This is a genomic window from Peptoniphilus raoultii, from assembly GCF_900099555.1.
GTDB classification, from domain to species: Bacteria; Bacillota; Clostridia; order Tissierellales; family Peptoniphilaceae; genus Peptoniphilus_A; species Peptoniphilus_A raoultii.
Genome location: NZ_FMWM01000002.1, coordinates 1,108,752 through 1,126,169 on the forward strand (window position 1 = coordinate 1,108,752; position 17,418 = coordinate 1,126,169).

The 17,418-nt window shown below is 31.2% G+C and carries 16 protein-coding genes; all 16 read left to right on the top strand.

All coding sequences use genetic code 11. The features are described from left to right. Positions 1 to 8 precede the first annotated feature (8 nt). The 16 genes from tgt (at position 9) to BQ4446_RS05420 (ending at position 17,411) form a co-directional block, all read left to right on the top strand. Positions 9 to 1,118, top strand: a complete 1,110-nt coding sequence (tgt, locus tag BQ4446_RS05345; protein WP_071027308.1) for a tRNA guanosine(34) transglycosylase Tgt — start codon at positions 9 to 11, stop codon at positions 1,116 to 1,118. Between the two features lie 74 nt (positions 1,119 to 1,192). Further along, positions 1,193 to 1,492, top strand: a complete 300-nt coding sequence (gene yajC, locus BQ4446_RS05350; RefSeq protein WP_374042613.1) for a preprotein translocase subunit YajC — start codon at positions 1,193 to 1,195, stop codon at positions 1,490 to 1,492. 9 nt (positions 1,493 to 1,501) lie between these two features. Continuing rightward, entirely contained in the window at positions 1,502 to 1,657 is a 156-nt protein-coding gene (gene scfA, locus BQ4446_RS05355; RefSeq protein WP_071027312.1) for a six-cysteine ranthipeptide SCIFF, read from the top strand. Between the two features lie 43 nt (positions 1,658 to 1,700). Then, entirely contained in the window at positions 1,701 to 3,053 is a 1,353-nt protein-coding gene (gene scfB, locus BQ4446_RS05360) for a thioether cross-link-forming SCIFF peptide maturase (RefSeq protein WP_071027314.1), read from the top strand. A gap of 225 nt (positions 3,054 to 3,278) precedes the next feature. Next, positions 3,279 to 3,806 carry an energy-coupled thiamine transporter ThiT gene (thiT, locus tag BQ4446_RS05365; RefSeq protein ID WP_071027316.1) on the top strand — a complete coding sequence of 176 codons (528 nt, stop codon included), beginning with the start codon at positions 3,279 to 3,281 and terminating at the stop codon, positions 3,804 to 3,806. A gap of 115 nt (positions 3,807 to 3,921) precedes the next feature. After that, positions 3,922 to 5,697, top strand: a complete 1,776-nt coding sequence (gene recJ, locus BQ4446_RS05370; RefSeq protein WP_071027318.1) for a single-stranded-DNA-specific exonuclease RecJ — start codon at positions 3,922 to 3,924, stop codon at positions 5,695 to 5,697. Beyond that, positions 5,694 to 7,826: a RelA/SpoT family protein gene (locus BQ4446_RS05375; protein ID WP_071027320.1), complete on the top strand. Its 2,133-nt coding sequence runs from the start codon at positions 5,694 to 5,696 to the stop codon at positions 7,824 to 7,826. The genes recJ and BQ4446_RS05375 overlap by 4 nt, the downstream gene beginning before the upstream one ends. Positions 7,827 to 7,830: 4 nt before the next feature. Next, positions 7,831 to 8,280: a D-aminoacyl-tRNA deacylase gene (dtd, locus tag BQ4446_RS05380; protein WP_071027322.1), complete on the top strand. Its 450-nt coding sequence runs from the start codon at positions 7,831 to 7,833 to the stop codon at positions 8,278 to 8,280. A gap of 12 nt (positions 8,281 to 8,292) precedes the next feature. After that, the gene (locus tag BQ4446_RS05385; protein ID WP_071027324.1) at positions 8,293 to 8,919 is read left to right on the top strand and encodes an MBL fold metallo-hydrolase; all 627 of its coding nucleotides are present in this window, start codon (positions 8,293 to 8,295) and stop codon (positions 8,917 to 8,919) included. Continuing rightward, positions 8,916 to 10,295 (top strand): coproporphyrinogen dehydrogenase HemZ, encoded by a 1,380-nt coding sequence (hemZ, locus tag BQ4446_RS05390; RefSeq protein ID WP_071027326.1) that lies wholly within the window; start codon positions 8,916 to 8,918, stop codon positions 10,293 to 10,295. The genes BQ4446_RS05385 and hemZ overlap by 4 nt, the downstream gene beginning before the upstream one ends. Beyond that, entirely contained in the window at positions 10,292 to 11,821 is a 1,530-nt protein-coding gene (locus BQ4446_RS05395) for a Mur ligase family protein (protein ID WP_071027328.1), read from the top strand. Before hemZ ends, BQ4446_RS05395 begins: the two co-directional genes overlap by 4 nt. Before the next feature lie 247 nt (positions 11,822 to 12,068). Next, positions 12,069 to 13,844 carry an aspartate--tRNA ligase gene (gene aspS / locus BQ4446_RS05400; RefSeq protein WP_071027330.1) on the top strand — a complete coding sequence of 592 codons (1,776 nt, stop codon included), beginning with the start codon at positions 12,069 to 12,071 and terminating at the stop codon, positions 13,842 to 13,844. Between the two features lie 9 nt (positions 13,845 to 13,853). After that, positions 13,854 to 14,276 carry a SoxR reducing system RseC family protein gene (locus BQ4446_RS05405; protein ID WP_071027332.1) on the top strand — a complete coding sequence of 141 codons (423 nt, stop codon included), beginning with the start codon at positions 13,854 to 13,856 and terminating at the stop codon, positions 14,274 to 14,276. A 12-nt stretch (positions 14,277 to 14,288) separates the two neighbouring features. Further along, the gene (locus BQ4446_RS05410; protein WP_071027334.1) at positions 14,289 to 15,083 is read left to right on the top strand and encodes a hypothetical protein; all 795 of its coding nucleotides are present in this window, start codon (positions 14,289 to 14,291) and stop codon (positions 15,081 to 15,083) included. Positions 15,084 to 15,085: 2 nt separating this feature from the next. Further along, positions 15,086 to 16,171: a hypothetical protein gene (locus tag BQ4446_RS05415; protein ID WP_071027335.1), complete on the top strand. Its 1,086-nt coding sequence runs from the start codon at positions 15,086 to 15,088 to the stop codon at positions 16,169 to 16,171. An 88-nt stretch (positions 16,172 to 16,259) separates the two neighbouring features. Beyond that, entirely contained in the window at positions 16,260 to 17,411 is a 1,152-nt protein-coding gene (locus BQ4446_RS05420) for a TraB/GumN family protein (protein WP_083329041.1), read from the top strand. Positions 17,412 to 17,418: the final 7 nt, after the last annotated feature.

Consider the following 17,418-nt stretch of genomic DNA (forward strand, 5'->3'; position numbering starts at 1 on the left):
GGAGAACTATGTTTAAATTTGACTTATATAAAACTGCAAAAGATTCAAAGGCTAGACTTGGAAAAATTACAACAGATCATGGTGAAATAGAAACTCCGATTTTTATGCCAGTTGGAACAAGGGCAACTGTAAAAACCATGACTCCTGATGAATTAAAAAAAATTGAAGCCCAAATAATTTTGTCTAACACCTATCATTTATTTTTAAAACCAGGCACTGAAATAATTGAAAAGGCAGGAGGTATTCACAAATTTATGAATTGGGATAGACCAATTTTAACTGACTCTGGTGGCTTTCAAGTTTTTTCTCTTTCTGACACTAGAAAAATATCAGAAGATGGTGTTGAATTTAGAAGTCATATTGACGGATCTAAAAAATTTTTGTCACCTGAAGTTTCAATTGACGTTCAAAATATTTTAGGGTCTGATATTATGATGGCCTTTGACGAATGTGCACCCTATGAAGCAACTTATGAATATGTAGAAAATTCTATGAAAAGAACTTTAAGATGGGCAAAAAGATGTAAGGACCACCATAAAAATACAGACCACCAAGCCCTATTTGGAATTATCCAAGGTGGAATGTTTAAAAATTTAAGAAAAATTTCTGCTGAGGAAATGGTGGAAATGGACTTTCCAGGCTATTCTGTTGGTGGGCTTTCTGTGGGAGAGCCAAAGGAGCTTATGAATGAAGTTTTAGATTTTACAACAGATTTTATGCCTGAAAATAAACCAAGATATTTAATGGGAGTAGGAACGCCAGACTATTTATTTGAAGCAGTTGAAAGAGGAATTGATATGGCTGATTGCGTTCTTCCAACAAGAATTGCAAGAAATGGAACAGTAATAACTCATCATGGAAAACTTGTCATTAGAAATGGTAAATATAAGGAAGATTTTAGCCCTCTTGATGGGGAATGTGACTGCTATGTATGCAAAAATTATACAAGAGCCTATATTAGGCATCTTTTTAATGTAGATGAAATTTTAGGAATGAGACTTGCGACTATTCACAATTTATATTTTCTAATAAATATGATGAAAAATATAAGAAAATCAATAAAGGAAGATTATTTCTTAGAATATAAAAATGATTTTTACAAAAAGTATGGTTATTAATTATAAAAATTATTTATAATTATTGTAGATTTATAAATTTTTATGTATAATTATATAAAGAAAGGATGAATTTAATGGATTACGCTCAATTATTAGCACAGTTTGGGCCTTTAGTACTTATATTTGTAGTTTTTTATTTTATGATTATTAGGCCTCAAAACAAAAAGCAAAATGAAATAAAAGACATGAGGGCTAATTTAAAAGCTGGGGATAAGGTTCAAACAATTGGCGGGATTGTTGCTAAAATCATCGCAGTAAAGGAAGACCTTGTTGTTCTTGAAACTTCAGGAGATAAAAATAAACTCGAAGTTATGAAATGGGGTATTTCTTCAGTTTTTAAAGATAATTCCGAACTAAGTTCAGATAAAAAGTAGGAGGTTATTATGAAACATATTAAAACACTTACATCAAGAAGATTAAAAGATACCTTTGCAAAAGGTGGATGTGGAGAATGTCAAACTTCCTGTCAATCAGCTTGCAAAACTAGCTGCACTGTAGGAAATCAAAAATGTGAAAACGTACAAGTAAAAGGCTGTTAACAGCCTTTTATTCTTTTAACTTATAAATAAATGGGAGAAAAAAATGACTGATATTCATAAATTTTATTTAAACGGAAAATATGTAGTTTTAGACATACCATCCGGATCAGTTCATATTGTTGATGAATTGGTATATAAAATCATTGATGACTATAAAAAATTAAATAAAGAAGAAATCATAGAAAAGTATAGGGAAAATTTTTCTATGAAAACTATAAATGAAGCCATAGATGAAATTGAATATTTAATTGAAGAAGAAATGTTATTTTCTGAGGATATGAAATATTTAAAACCTATGTATAATCCACAAAATGTTGTAAAGGCAATGTGCCTTAATGTGTCCCATGACTGTAATTTAAGGTGCAAATACTGCTTTGCATCTCAAGGGGATTTTCATGGTCAAAGACTTTTAATGGACCTTGATACTGGAAAAAGAGCTCTTGAATATTTAATAGAAAATTCAGGCTATAGGAGAAATCTTGAGGTCGATTTTTTTGGCGGTGAACCTTTAATGAATTTTAATTTAGTAAAGGAACTTGTGAAATACGGCAGAGAAATTGAAGGTGTCCACAATAAACATTTTAGATTTACAATCACAACAAATGGAACTCTATTAACAGATGACAAAATTGATTTTATCAATGAAAATATGGATAACTGCGTACTTTCACTTGATGGGAGAAAATGCGTTAACGATTTAATGAGACCAACTGTTGGAGGAAAGGGTTCTTATGACACCATAATTCCAAAATTTAAAAAACTTATCTCTAAACGTGGAGATAAGGACTATTTTATTAGAGGAACTTTCACTAATGAGAATTTAGACTTTTCAGAAGATCTTATGGATTATTACAAGCAGGGATTTAAAAAGACATCTATAGAACCAGTTGTAACAGATGAAAAAGAACCTTATGCTATTAGGGCTGAACACCTACAAAAAATTCTTGTTGAGTATGAAAAATTAAGCAAAGAATACATTGAAATAAAAAAAGAAGATAAAGAATTTTCCTTTTTTCATTTTATAATAGATTTATCTCAAGGTCCATGTGCAGTTAAAAGAACTGTTGGATGTGGGGCAGGATCTGAATATATAGCCGTAACTCCTGAAGGAGACATATATCCATGCCACCAATTTGTAGGTGAAAAGGAATTTAAAATGGGCGACATTTTTAATGGTATTAAGAGAACTGATATAAGAGATAGTTTTAAGACTGCAAATGTCTATACAAATGAAGACTGTCCCGAATGTTGGGCAAGATATTACTGTTCAGGTGGATGCCATGCCAACGCCTATTATGCAAATAATAATATTCATAAGCCTTACAAAATTGGTTGTGAAATGGAAAAAAAGAGAATTGAATGTGCAATTTCAATCTTAGCAAATCAAAATTCATAAGCAAAGCTTGCAAGTAAATAATAAAAGGCTTATAATAATATAAAATTTAAAAGAACAGGGGAGCACTTGCTGAGAGGAGATTCGATCTCGACCCATAAGCTGATCCGGATAATGCCGGCGTAGTAAGAATAAGAGCTAAAGCTAGAGAAGTGCCTCTAGCTTTTTTTATGGATTCTTTTAAGACCAAGCTTCTTATTTTCTAGCCTTGTTCTAAAGGAGGAAAATATGAAAAATAATAGTACGAAAAGTTTAGTGACGGCAGGACTTTGCATAGCTCTTTCCCAAATCCTATCCTATTTAAAAGTTTTAGAAATGCCCCAAGGAGGGTCTGTAACATGTGGTTCAATGGTTCCAATTATTTTATTCGCCTTAATTTATGGAATGGGACCGGGACTATTGGCGGCCTTTGTCTACGGACTTTTGCAATTTGTTTTGGGAGGAGTTTTTTCCCTTCATCCTTTGTCAATTATCATAGATTATTTACTAGGATTTGGAGTTTTAGGCTTTGCAGGAATATTTTCTGCAAAGAAAAACACAATTAGTGCAACTTTAGGAGCCTTGCTTGCCTCATGCTTAAGATTTGTAATGGTTGTCCTTTCAGGAGCAGTAGTCTGGAAAGCCTATGCACCAGAGGGAATGAATCCTTGGATTTATTCTATAACATATAATGCTTCATATATGATTCCTGAAACAATATTAACAGTAATTTTAGTAGCTCTACTTTTTAAAAGAGTTTATAAATTTATGAAATAATTTTAAAGACCTATTGCAGGTCTTTTTTATGTATAAATTTTTAAATTATTTACAAAATTAATAACACGTTTTCAATATCTTTAAATTGTGATATACTCTTATAAATGGTGGTTAAATGGAAAAATGGTTTATAAAAAATACTAGAGATTGTGGAATTGATTACAAAAAATTTGGTTTAAATGAAATTTTATATAGAGTTATTTTAAATAGGGGAATTAAAAGTGAAGAGGAGCTTGAAATTTTTTTAAATGGTGATCTTTCTCAGGTCCATTCTCCAATTTTGTTAAAGGATATGATTAAGGCAGCAAATATTATTAATAATTCTATTAATAAAAAGGAAAAAATAAGGATTGTTGGAGATTATGATGTTGATGGTATTTCTTCAACATATATTTTATATAAGGGTCTTCAAAAACTGGGCTCTGACATTTCCTTCGATATTCCTGATCGAGTTTCTGATGGATACGGCATAAATGAAAGAATTAGCAATAAAGCAATGGATGAAGGTGTGAAATTAATTGTAACTTGTGACAATGGTATTGCCGCCTTTACTGCTGCAAATTTTATAAAAGAAAATGGTTTAAAACTTGTAATTACTGACCATCATGAAGTAGCTAAAATTGAGGATGAAGGGGTATTAGTTGATAAGTTGCCAGAAGCTGATGCAATTATTGATCCTAAGCAAGAAAAATGTTCCTATCCCTTTTCAAATATTTGCGGGGCAGAAGTTGCCTTCAAATTAATAGAGTATCTCTATATGCTAAAGGGTTTTGAAAAGGATGAAGTTTATAGGGATTTCATTTCCTATCTTGCCCTTGCAACAATTTGTGATGTCATGCCTTTAACTGATGAGAATAGGATTTTTATTAAGGAAGGAATTAAGTATTTAAAAGTTACAGATGATGTTGGACTTTCAGCCTTAATTGATGTCTGCGATATAAAAAGAGATGATATTGGTGTTTATCATTTAGGATTTATTCTTGGGCCGACTTTAAATTCCTGCGGAAGACTTGACTCTGCAAAAAAAGCTTTAGATTTACTTCTAACAGATGATTATAATGTGGCTCTTGGAAAAGCCAAAGAAATTAGGCAGATCAACTACCAAAGGCAGGACTTTACTGATAAGGCTTTAAAAAAAGCAGAGGATATAATAAAAGAGGAAGAACTTTTAAAAAAGGAGAAAGTTTTAATTATTTATATTCCCGATGCCAATGAATCTGTTGTGGGAATTGTTGCGAGCAGACTAAAGGAAAAATATTATAGACCAACTCTTGTTTTAACAAATGCAAAAGATGTTCTTAAGGGGTCAGGAAGGTCTATTAATGAATATAATATGTATGAGGAAATAAGTTTCTTTAGGGATATGCTTGAAGCCTTTGGAGGCCATAAAATGGCTTGTGGTCTTTCCATAAAAGAGGAAAATCTACAAGATTTTATTGAAGAAGTAAATAAAAAGGCAAATTTAAGTTTAGATGATTTGACGAGAAAGATTTATATTGATTATCCTTTAAGTTTTGGGGCAGTGAATATGCAGCTTCTTGAAGATTTAAAAAAATTTGAACCCTATGGCACAGAAAACGAAAGGCCTCTTTTTGGAAGTAAAAATTTATCTATAATAGATCTTGGAATCTTTGGGAAAAATAAAAATGTAATAAAAATGCTTTTGTCTGATGGAAAAATTTCTCTAATAGGAATTTTATTTGAAAAGGACAATGTATTTTTAAATAAATTAGCCAAAGTTTATGGTAGAGAAAGAGTATTACAGCTTTTAAACAAGCAGAACAAGTCCTTAAAAATAGACATTGTATATTCCCTTGACTTAAATACTTTTAGGGGAAATTCGCAAATTCAGCTAAAAATAAAGTCTTTTAGAGTAAGTGGTGAAAAATGATAGAAGAATTAATTGATAAAGTAAAAAAATATAATACCGGTGCGGATGAAGGCAAAATTATGAAGGCCTATGAGCTTGCCAAAAAAAATCATGCAGGCCAAAAGAGAAATTCGGGTGAAGACTATATAATTCATCCCGTTCATGTTGCCATGATTTTGGCGGATATGAATATGGATACCCCAACAATAATTGCCGGTCTTTTGCATGACACCATTGAAGACACTAAGGTAACTTATGATGATATTAAGAAGGAATTTGGTGAAGAAATTGCAGACCTTGTTGATGGGGTTACAAAACTTAAAAAATTAAATTATAAGAATAAGCAAGAAAAACAAGCTGAAAATATTCGTAAAATGGTTCTTGCTATGGCAAAGGACATTAGGGTTATTATTGTAAAACTTGCTGACAGGCTTCACAATATGAGAACTTTAGAATATATGACAGAAGAAAAGAAAAAGGAAAAGGCCACAGAAACCATTGAAATTTATGCACCTATTGCATATAGACTTGGTATGTCCCGTGTAAAATGGGAACTTGAAGATCTTTCCTTAAGATATTTAGATCCAGATGACTATTACAAGCTTGTTGAAATGGTTAATAAGAGGAGAAACGAAAGAGAAGATCTTATAAATAACATTATTAAGACTTTAAAGGAAAATCTTGATAAGGTTGGCATTGAATTTGAAATAAATGGAAGACCAAAAAATTTCTATTCTATTTATAAGAAAATGAAAGTTAAGGGGAAGGTTTTTGATGAAATCTATGATCTTTCCGCAGTTAGAATTTTGACCAATGATATTAAGGACTGTTATGGGGCCCTTGGTGTTGTTCATACACTTTATAAGCCAATACCAGGAAGATTTAAAGACTATATTGCTATGCCCAAGCCCAATAATTATCAGTCCCTTCACACAACTGTTATAGATAACAATGGGGAGACCTTTGAAGTTCAAATAAGAACTTATGAAATGCACCAAACTGCAGAATATGGTATTGCCGCTCACTGGAAATATAAGACTGGCCAAACAAAGACTACTTCTTTTGACGAAAACCTAACTTGGTTAAGGCAGTTAATGGAATGGCAAAAGGATTTAAATGATGCCACAGATTTTATGGATACCTTAAAAGTTGATTTCTTTGCAGATGAAGTTTTTGTATTTTCTCCAAAAGGTGATGTTATAAATCTTCCGGAAGGATCAACACCAATTGACTTTGCCTATAGGATTCACTCACAAGTTGGCAATACCTGTGTTGGGGCAAAAGTTAATGGTAGAATTGTACCCTTAAATTATAAATTGGCTTCAGGAAATATTGTAGATATTATTACAAATGCTAATTCAGGGCCTTCTCTTGACTGGCTAAATATTGTAAAAAGTAACCAAGCCAAGAAAAAAATCTCTCAATATTTTAAAGTAAAAGATAGGGACAAAAACATTGAAAGAGGAAAGGATGCCATAGAAAAAGAAGTCAAAAGACTAAATTATAATCTAAGTGAATTTTTAAAGGATGAATGGCTTGATGAAGTCAGGACAAAACTAAATATTTCAACATTAGATGACCTATATGCAGCAGTTGGTTTCGGAACTATAACCCTAAATCAAGTTATAGCCAAGCTCCAAGATATATATAATAGATTTAATAAAAAGAAGATTAAAGAAATTACAAGGCATACAAGAAAAGTTTCCAAATCAGGAATAGATGTTAAGGGAGTTGACGGTGTTAAAGTTAGAATTGCAAAATGCTGTACACCAGTTCCGGGAGATGAAATTGTTGGTTATATAACCATAGGCAGAGGGATTTCCGTTCATAGGGCTGATTGTGTAAATGTTATAAATAATAGTGACCCATCAAGAATTGTGGAAGTTTCTTGGCAAAAGAGTGAAGGAGCATCTTATGAAGCTGCTCTTGAAGTTAGGGCTCTTGACAAACCAAATGTAATTGGAGATGTGGCAAATAGACTTAATGATGCAAAACTTAATGTCCTTTCTTTAAGTGCCAAGGCAACAAGAGATGGGGACACAATAGTTGACGTTACTATTGAAATTACAAATGCAAATGAACTTGAAAGAGTAATAGAAAAACTTAAGAGAGTTAAAAATGTTTTTGATGTTTATAGGATAAAGGCGTGATTTAATGAGAGCAGTTGTACAAAGAGTAAAAAATGCAAGTGTAAAAGTTGATGGAGAATTAATTGGCGAGATAGGAAGGGGAATTATGCTCCTGCTTGCTGTTAATGTTGATGATGAGGATAAGGATTTTAATTATATCTTTTCAAAAATTTTAAATTTAAGGATTTTTGACGATGAGAAGGGTTTGATGAATAAGTCCTTAAAAGATGAGGGACTTGAACTTTTAGTAGTTAGTCAATTCACTCTCTATGGAGATGGAAGAAAGGGAAACAGACCATCCTATATTAAGGCTGCAAAGGCAGAAAAGGCAACTTATTATTATGAAAAATTTATAGAAGAAGCAAAAAAAGAAGGAATTAAAACAGACCATGGAAAATTTGGGGCTAATATGGAAGTAAGCCTAATAAATGATGGGCCCGTAACAATATTACTTGACTCTTCCAAGGATTTTTAATAAGGAGAATAAATGGATGTTAAAATTATGAGGCTCGTTGTTGGGCCTCTTCAAGAAAATTGCTATTTAGTTTACAATGAGAATAAGGAATGTGTAGTAATTGATCCAGGCTATAGCGGCAAAGACCTTTTAAAGGTTATTGAAGATAATCACCTTAATGTATTGTATATTTTATTAACACATGGTCACATTGATCACATTGGCGCTGTTGCCTATTTAAAAGATAAACTTAAGATAGAAGTCTATATGCATGAAAATGACAGATATATGCTGGAAGATACTGACAAGAAAAGGGCAAGCCTATATGGCATGGATGTTGAAAGTACAAAAGTTGATAAACTTGTAAGGGAAGGGGACAAAATTAAATTTTCTGATTACTATTTTACTGTAATTGAAACCCCTGGTCACACAGGTGGAGGAGTTTGCTATCTTATAGATGACATTTTATTTTCAGGAGACACTTTATTTAAGGGTTCAATTGGAAGATATGATTTCCCTGAAAGTGACGGTCTAGCTTTAATGAATTCTCTAAAAAAATTGAAAAAGCTAGATCCAAAAATCTATGTTCTTCCAGGGCATGGAGATGAAACGACAATTGAAGAAGAACTTCAATATAATCCATATTTAAGAAGAATATGATAAACGTAAATGCAAATGATAAAAAGATTGAAAAAAGTCTAAAGGACTTTGTAAAATTTAAATTTCCTCATAATATTTCAGAGGAAATTTTTTTGTCAATTGAGGTTTTTGACAATAAGGGAAGTATTTTAATAAAATGGGGGTCTTTTGAAAAGAATATTTCATTTAGCTTTAAGGATTTTTCAGAATGCAACCATTTTTTAAAAAGGGAGATTTTAAAAAATTTACCTAATGAATTTATAGATAAATCTTTTGGGACTTTAATTGGAGTAAGGCCATCAAAGTTGTATGCTAAAATAAGGGACAAGAATTCAAGGGAAATTAGCAAAAAAATTTTAAAAAGAGATTATTTAATGCCAGAAAATGATATAGATTTTTTGGAGGAGATTTATGTAAATCAAAAGAATCTTTTAGATGCATCTTCCTATAAAAATTATAATATATATATCCATATCCCCTTTTGCCCGTCAAGATGCACTTACTGCTCATTTCCCAGTTTAACTATTGATTTTGAAAAAGTTCCCGGATTTATTAGGGCCTTAGAAAAAGAATTAAGAGAAATTTCAAAATATTACAAGAAGCCTCCCCACACAGTTTATATTGGAGGCGGAACTCCGTCAGCAATAGGATCTGAAAATCTCGCTTATATAATAGACCTAGTTTTAGAAAATTATGGAAGGCCTGAGGAATTTACTGTTGAATGTGGAAGGGCAGATACCTTTTCTTTAGAACTTTTAAAGACCTTAAATGATAGGGGAATTAGCCGAATTTCCTTAAATCCTCAAACTTTTAATGAAGAGATTTTGAAAGATTTAAATCGCTATGGAGGAGCTGACTTTTTAAAATATTATAATATGGCTAAGTCCTTAGATTTCAGGGTCATAAATATGGATTTAATAATTGGACTTCCGGGAGAGAATAAGAAAAGTATAATTTCATCTATAAATAGGGTCGTGGATCTTGATCCTGAAAACATAACCCTTCATTCCCTGGCCTTAAAAAAGGGGTCAAGGCTTTTTGAAAGTGCATACATTAACGACAAAGATTATAGCGAAATTTTATCCTATGCCAAAAATCTCTTGGCAGAAAATTCCTATAAAGTCTATTATATGTATAGACAAAAGAGGATGACTTTAAATGGTGAAAATATTGGCTATGGAAAGGACAAGACCTTTTGCCTTTACAACATTTTAATTATGGAGGAGATGGAGGATATTTTAGCTTTTGGGATGGCAGCTTCCACAAAAATTTTAAATAAGAATTTTAAATTTAAAAAGTGTTTTAACTACAAAAATTTAGCAGACTATGAAAATAGGATTAATGATATAATTTTAGAAAAGTCAAAATTAATAGAAAAAAAGGAAGAATTATTTTGAAATTAAAAGATATTTTAAAGGATATTGAAATTTTAGACACTAGAGGCCAAGTTAATATGGATGAAGAAATTACAAATATTTCCTATAATTCAAATAATATAAAAGAAGACGGCCTTTTTATAGCCTTGAAAGGCCATATAACTGACGGCCATAAATATTTAAAGGCTTCAAAAAATCATGGGGCCATAGCTGCAATTGTTGAAGATTTTAAGGAAGTTTATATGCCACAAATAAAGGTTAAAAACGCAAGAAAACTTATGGCCAAAATTGCTAACAATTTTTATGACAATCCCTCAAAGAATTTAAAGGTGATAGGAATTACTGGTACAAATGGCAAGACAACAACAGCTTTTATGGTAAATGAAATTTTAAAAGCCGCTAATAAAAAAACTGGAATTATCGGAACGGTATATACAAAATTTAATGATTTTATTGTGCCTTCACTTTTAACCACACCTGAATCTTGCGATCTTCAAAAATATTTTAGAATGATGAAGGATGAGAGAGTGGAAATTTGCACAATGGAAGCATCTTCATCAGCCCAAGAGGCATATAGAACTCAAAATATTGACTTTGATATAGTAACTTTTAATAATTTAAGTAGGGAACATATTGATCAGCACGGATCTTTTGAAAATTATTTTAAGGCCAAGTCCAAATTAATTTTAGAGGCAAAAAAAGATGCCTATGCAATTTTAAATATGGATAATGAAAAGATTGCCAGCTTAAAAGACAAGACAGAGGCAAAAGTTTTAGGCTTTTCTATGGGAAACCTTGATAGTGATTTTGGCATTTCTAATATTGATTTGTCAACAGGTTTTGGAAAATTCACCTTAAATATAAATAGAGATATTGAAGAATTAGGCTTAAAGAAATCATCTTTTGACATTAATCTTGGAACTATTGGCTATTCTTCAATTATGAATGCAGAAGTTGCAATTATTATTGCCTTAATTTTAAAAATACCCCAAGAAATAATTCAAAAGACCCTTATTGATTTTAAGGGAGTTGAAAGAAGATTTGAACTTATTTATAATGAAAAATTTAAAATTTTAGACGACCACTTTGCCAATGAAAAAAATATAGATTCTACTATGGAAACAATTAGCAAAATGAAATATACAAATTTCCATATTTTATATGCAGTCAGGGGCAATAGAGGAGTGGAACTAAATAGAGAAAATGCTGAAAGACTTTCTCACTGGATAAAAATTTTAAAGCCAAAAACTTTTTATACAAGCCTAAGCAGGGACACAGTTAGTGAAAAGGATAGGGTAAGGGAAGAAGAACTTGAAGTCTATAAAAAAGTTTTAGCCAAAAATAATATTGAAAGTAAATATTTTGAAAATCTTCAAGATGGGATTTGTGAAATTTTAAAAAATCTTTGTCCAGATGATGTCCTTCTTTTGGCAGGCTGTCAAGGAATGGACAAGGGAGCAAAATTTGTTAAAGACTTTATGCTAGAAAATAATTTAGTTAAAGATAAGAAAAGATTTATAAATAGAATTGATAATAGAATATGTTAACTTTAAATCTTCCTAAAGAGATTTAGGGGGATTTTTCTTATCTATAAATATGGTAAAAAATTTAATAAAATTATATATAATCTCAAAGGACAAATGAAGGGTGCTTTATATTGAAAAAAATTTCAAGATATAATATAATAAATGTAGATTAATACAGAATTTAAGTGTCAAATGTAATAGAATTACTTGGAGACATTAAATATAATTGCTCCTAATTTTAAGGAGCTTTTCTTATTTGGAGGTAGAAATGGCAGAGAAAATGGGAAACTTAAAGAGGACAAATTACTGTGGAGATATTACAGAAGAGTTTATTGACAGTGAAGTTGTCCTTATGGGTTGGGTTCAAAGGCAAAGAAGTCTTGGATCAATAATTTTTGTAGACTTAAGAGATAGGGAAGGGATTTGTCAAATTGTATTTGATGAAAAATGTCCAAAGGAAATTAAAGAAAAGGCCGAAAAACTTCACAACGAATATGTAATAGCCATTAAGGGAAGAGTTAGAAAAAGATCATCCATTAATGAAAAAATAAAGACAGGAAAAGTTGAAGTTTTGGCAAGTGAACTGAAAATTTTGGCAGAGTCTGAAGTTCCACCAATATATGTTAAAGATGATGACAATGTTGCTGAAAATATGAGATTGAAATATAGGACCTTAGACTTAAGAAAGCCATCAATGCAAAGAAATTTAAAAATTCGTTCCCAAATTTATAAGATTACAAGAGATTTCTTTAACGAAAATGGTTTTATTGAAGTTGAAACACCAATGCTTACAAAACCCACTCCTGAAGGAGCGAGGGATTATTTAGTTCCTAGCCGTGTAAATGCTGGCAAATTTTATGCTCTTCCTCAATCACCTCAGCTTTTAAAACAGTTACTTATGGTTTCTGGCCTTGACAGGTATATTCAAATTACCAAATGTTTCCGTGACGAAGATTTAAGGGCTAATAGGCAGCCAGAATTTACTCAAATTGACCTTGAAATGTCCTTTGTTGACGAAGAAGATGTAATGACAATTAACGAAAGGTTTTTGCAAAGACTTTTCAAAGAACTTCTAAATATTGATATTGAACTTCCTTTAAGAAGGATGAAATATAGTGAAGCCATGGAAAGGTTTGGAGTTGATAAACCTGACCTCAGATTTGGCATGGAACTTAAAAATATTTCAGACCTTGTTAAAGACTCTGGCTTTAAAATTTTTGAAGATGCAGTAAAAATTGGTAGCGTAAGAGGAATAAATGCAGTGGGAGGAGCAGAAGCTCTTTCAAAGAAAAAGATTAAAAGACTTGAATCCTTTGTAAAAGATTTTAAGGCTAAGGGTCTATCCTATATAAAAATTGGCGATGAAATTGAATCAACAATTAGCAAATTCTTAAGTCCTGAAAAACTTGACGAAATTATTAAGGTTTTTGATGGTAAAAAGGGAGATTTGATTTTACTTGTTGCAGACAAGGATAATATTGTTTTTGATGCCCTTGGAAATTTAAGAAATGAACTTGCAAGGGAACTTGATTTAATTGATAACAATTCATATGAACTTTTATGGATAACGGAATTTCCACTTTTTGAATATAGTGAAGATGAAGGAAGATATGTTGCAAAACACCACCCCTTTACAGCTCCAAATGACGAAGATCTTGATATAGTTCTTACTAATCCAGAAAAGGCAAGGGCAAAGGCCTATGACATAGTTATAAATGGAGATGAAATGGGTGGAGGTTCAATAAGAATTAATGATTCACAAATACAAAATACTATGTTTAAGGCTCTTGGCTTTTCGGAAGAAGAAGCTAAGGAAAAATTTGGTTTTCTTCTTGAAGCCTTTAAGTATGGTGCACCTCCCCATGGAGGCCTTGCCTTTGGACTAGATAGATTGACAATGCTCTTTACAGGAGCAGAAAGTATTAGAGATGTTATAGCATTTCCTAAAACACAATCTGCAACCTGTCTTTTAACGGGAGCTCCTACAGAATTAACTGATAAACAATTATCTGAAGTCCATGTAAAAGTTATAGAAAGTAAATAGGTGAAACAAATGGAAAAACTTGGAATAGTTAAAGAAGTTATTGGCAATAAATTATATGTAGAATTTACTAGAGATAGTGCTTGCGGAGAATCCTGTGCCACTTGTACTGCAAAATGTGCAGAGTCAAAGACAGAAGTTTTGGAAATTGATAATTTAATTAATGCCAAAAAGGGTGAAGTAGTTGAAATTATTTCTAAACCTCAAAACATTCTAAGTTATTTCTTCTTAGTTTATGGACTACCTCTCCTTTTAATGTTATTAGCAATTAGCCTTTCCTATTATTTTTTAAGTAAGACGAATCTTAAAAACTTTGAAGTCCTTTCATTCTTTATAGGCTTTGGATCATTAATTCCATCTTATTTAATAATTAGATTTATAGATAGAAAAAATGCAAAGGCTAAGGACTCCTATATAACATTAAAAAGACTTTAATTGTAGGTAAATATGAATAATAATAAATTACTTGGACCGATTTTAATAATTTTTGTCTTTCTTTTGGCTGGCAATTTTTATATATCTTTTATGAAAAAAAATGAAGCCATAAAAGAAAGGGAACTGAAAAGCCTAATGGCCGCTCAAGACCAAAAAAAAGAAGAATTAGACAATTTAAGCAAGGAAATAGCAAGAGTTGACGAAAATTATCTCAGTCTTTCAGAAGAATTTAAAAATAGATTTGGCTATGATTATAATAATTCTAAGGAAGATGAAATAAATACCTTTATTAGTGCAAATAAATCTTCATCGAAAGATTTAGAAGACCAAATAAGGACAATTGTTGTCAATTATGGAAATTATTATAAGGGCGAAATTTATGATAATGAAGAGCTGGATGTAGTCTTAAGTAGATTTACATCCTTAGTTGAAGGTTCATCTGGTGGAGATATGACAGATCCCTATAAAGATTTGGGAATAAAAAAACTTATGAAGTCCTATGACGGAAGCATTTCCTATATTATGGGTAGAAATAGGGATAGGGACCAGGACAGCCTAAATAATTTAATGTTTCTCTACTTAATTTATTCATCAAAATTAAAATATTTTGCCGATGATGAATCTGTGCCTGTTTATGAAGTATATGCAGCTATTGTAAATTTAAAAAATTTACTTGCAAAGGCTGAAAATATGGGATATGACCTTGGAAATTTAAAGGCTGAAAATTTAGAATATTTAAGGGCCAATATTAAAGATTTAATGATTTCCTACTATAAGGAAAAAGGCTTAGTTAAGGCGTTGGGATAAGTATGAAAAATAAGACAAATATAATTATAGGCATTTTAATTTTACTTTCAGGGCTTTTGGCCTTTAGGCTTTACAATTCTCTTGTAAAAAATCCTGCCTCAACCTTTGCCCTAAATAAGGAAATAAAAAATATAGAGGCCGAGAATATATCTCTTGACAATAAAATAACTGAAAACAAAGATATCCTATCTCAAAAGAAAATCGAGGAGGAGTCCCTAACCAAGGAATTAAATAATTTTGATCTTATTGGACAAAAGGAAAAGCTTGATGAATTAACAAAAAATATTAAGGACTTGGAATTTGAAAATATTTATGGGGACTTAAGATTAAATAGGAGTTTTATTACAAATACTAAGGATAGTAAAATGCCAGAAGAGAACAAGGAGGGTTCTTTAGAGGAAAATCCTTTAAAGGAAAATCAACTTGAAAATACTCTTGTTAATAAAGAAGAAACCAATTCTTTTAAAGCCCTTGATTCTATTTATTTTAAGGATTCCTTAACTAATGATGAAATTAAAAATAATATAAATTTTTTGCCCCTAGTACTTGAATATGCCTTTAATAATGATTTGAATTTAAAAATTGCAAGGCATAATGCAGATGTCATTGAATATTATGGAGTAATTGACTATTTAGAAAATGGCGACAACTTTTTAATTAAATCAAAAGTTTTAAAGTATAATACAGATTTAAACAAGACAAAAGAATCAGCCTATAATATTCTATCAGAAGAAGATAAATTCTTACTTCTATTTAAAGACTTGGGGATAATAAATTATGAGGAAAATCTATCATCATACACAGAAGATCTTGCCAAGAAGGAGCTAAGTTTAATGAGTGAAGGCGGATCTGAAAACAAGGATTTAAATGACATAAATCAATACGGCATCTATGCCTATGAAACTTTAAATAAGGGAGTAAATTTTATTAACTTTTTAAAAATTCGTAAGGATAAAGACAATAGATACTTAGAAAATCTTGAAGGAAGAATTTTTATAAAGGAAAGTAAAAGGGAAGACAAAAAAATATTGGAATATTATGACGGTTCAGGTGAAATATTTTATACAAGCGAATTTACTAGTGAATAGATGCTTCGGCATCTATTTTTTTTCCTAAAGATTGGACCCAATTGTATAAAAAAATAAAGTATGCTAAAATATGAAAAGCGAGGCGAAAATGAAAGATAATACCATTAAAATAAATTATAATGACAAGGAAATCACCATAATTCCTACGGCACATGTTTCCACAGAAAGTATAAAACTTGTAAAGGAAACGATTGATGAAATTAAACCTGATTCTATATGCATAGAACTTGACGAAGCCAGATATAAAAATATTACAAATCCCCAAAAATGGAAAGATACAAATATAATTGATGTCATTAAGGAAAAGAAAGTTACACTTTTAATAGCAAATTTAATTTTAAGTGCCTATCAAGCAAACATTGCTAAAAAATTAAATACTAAGCCAGGCGGAGAAATGATGCAAGGCATAAAATCTGCAGAAGAATTAGGAGCAAATTTGGTACTAGCTGATAGAAATATTCAAACGACTTTTTTGAGAATTTGGAGAGGAATGACTTTCATTGAAAAATGCAAGTTAATATTTTCCTTTGCATTTGCAAAAGATGAGGATGTTTCAGAAGAGGACCTTGAAAAATTAATTGAAAGATCAAATCTTGAAAATGTGGTAGCAGATATGACGGGGGAATATCCCCAAATAGCTCAGGCTCTTTTACATGAAAGAGATCAGTATTTATCCTATAAGATAAAAAATGCTCCTGGAGAAAAAATTGTTGCGATTTTAGGGGCTGCCCATTCAATTGGTGTTGAAAAAGAAATTTTTAAGGATCAAGATATAGACCAGCTTGACAAAATCCCTGAAAAGTCTTCTTTTTCAAAAGTTGTTCCATGGATAATCCCCATAATTATTGTGGGCCTTGTAATTTTTGGCTTTACAAAAAATTTAGACACTGGATTTTCTCAAATTAAATCTTGGTTTTTATATAATTCCATTTTGGCGGGGATTTTCACTGCTGTAACCCTAGCCCACCCTCTTAGTATTTTAACGGCCTTTGTTGCGGCACCTTTTACATCTCTTAATCCATTTTTAGCTTGTGGTTGGTTTGCAGGCCTTGTGGAGGCAAGTATAAGAAAGCCAACAGTTGATGATGTAAATAGGATTCCTGAAGATATTTTTTCTATAAAGGGAATTTTATCAAATAAATTTTTGAAAGTATTATTAATAATTGTCTTTGCAAATTTAGGTTCATCGATTGGAACTATTTTGGCAGGGACGGATATAATAAAAAGTATAGTAAGATAAGCCTACT

Bases quoted from the DNA above. Each gene is read 5' to 3' on its own strand.
- BQ4446_RS05410 (WP_071027334.1), top strand. From the start codon at position 14,289: ATGAATAATAATAAATTACTTGGACCGATTTTAATAATTTTTGTCTTT.
- yajC (WP_374042613.1), top strand. From the start codon at position 1,193: ATGGATTACGCTCAATTATTAGCACAGTTTGGGCCTTTAGTACTTATA.
- BQ4446_RS05375 (WP_071027320.1), top strand. From the start codon at position 5,694: ATGATAGAAGAATTAATTGATAAAGTAAAAAAATATAATACCGGTGCG.
- tgt (WP_071027308.1), top strand. From the start codon at position 9: ATGTTTAAATTTGACTTATATAAAACTGCAAAAGATTCAAAGGCTAGA.
- BQ4446_RS05415 (WP_071027335.1), top strand. From the start codon at position 15,086: ATGAAAAATAAGACAAATATAATTATAGGCATTTTAATTTTACTTTCA.
- aspS (WP_071027330.1), top strand. From the start codon at position 12,069: ATGGCAGAGAAAATGGGAAACTTAAAGAGGACAAATTACTGTGGAGAT.
- hemZ (WP_071027326.1), top strand. From the start codon at position 8,916: ATGATAAACGTAAATGCAAATGATAAAAAGATTGAAAAAAGTCTAAAG.
- BQ4446_RS05405 (WP_071027332.1), top strand. From the start codon at position 13,854: ATGGAAAAACTTGGAATAGTTAAAGAAGTTATTGGCAATAAATTATAT.
- BQ4446_RS05385 (WP_071027324.1), top strand. From the start codon at position 8,293: ATGGATGTTAAAATTATGAGGCTCGTTGTTGGGCCTCTTCAAGAAAAT.
- BQ4446_RS05420 (WP_083329041.1), top strand. From the start codon at position 16,260: ATGAAAGATAATACCATTAAAATAAATTATAATGACAAGGAAATCACC.
- scfB (WP_071027314.1), top strand. From the start codon at position 1,701: ATGACTGATATTCATAAATTTTATTTAAACGGAAAATATGTAGTTTTA.
- thiT (WP_071027316.1), top strand. From the start codon at position 3,279: ATGAAAAATAATAGTACGAAAAGTTTAGTGACGGCAGGACTTTGCATA.
- scfA (WP_071027312.1), top strand. From the start codon at position 1,502: ATGAAACATATTAAAACACTTACATCAAGAAGATTAAAAGATACCTTT.
- recJ (WP_071027318.1), top strand. From the start codon at position 3,922: ATGGAAAAATGGTTTATAAAAAATACTAGAGATTGTGGAATTGATTAC.
- dtd (WP_071027322.1), top strand. From the start codon at position 7,831: ATGAGAGCAGTTGTACAAAGAGTAAAAAATGCAAGTGTAAAAGTTGAT.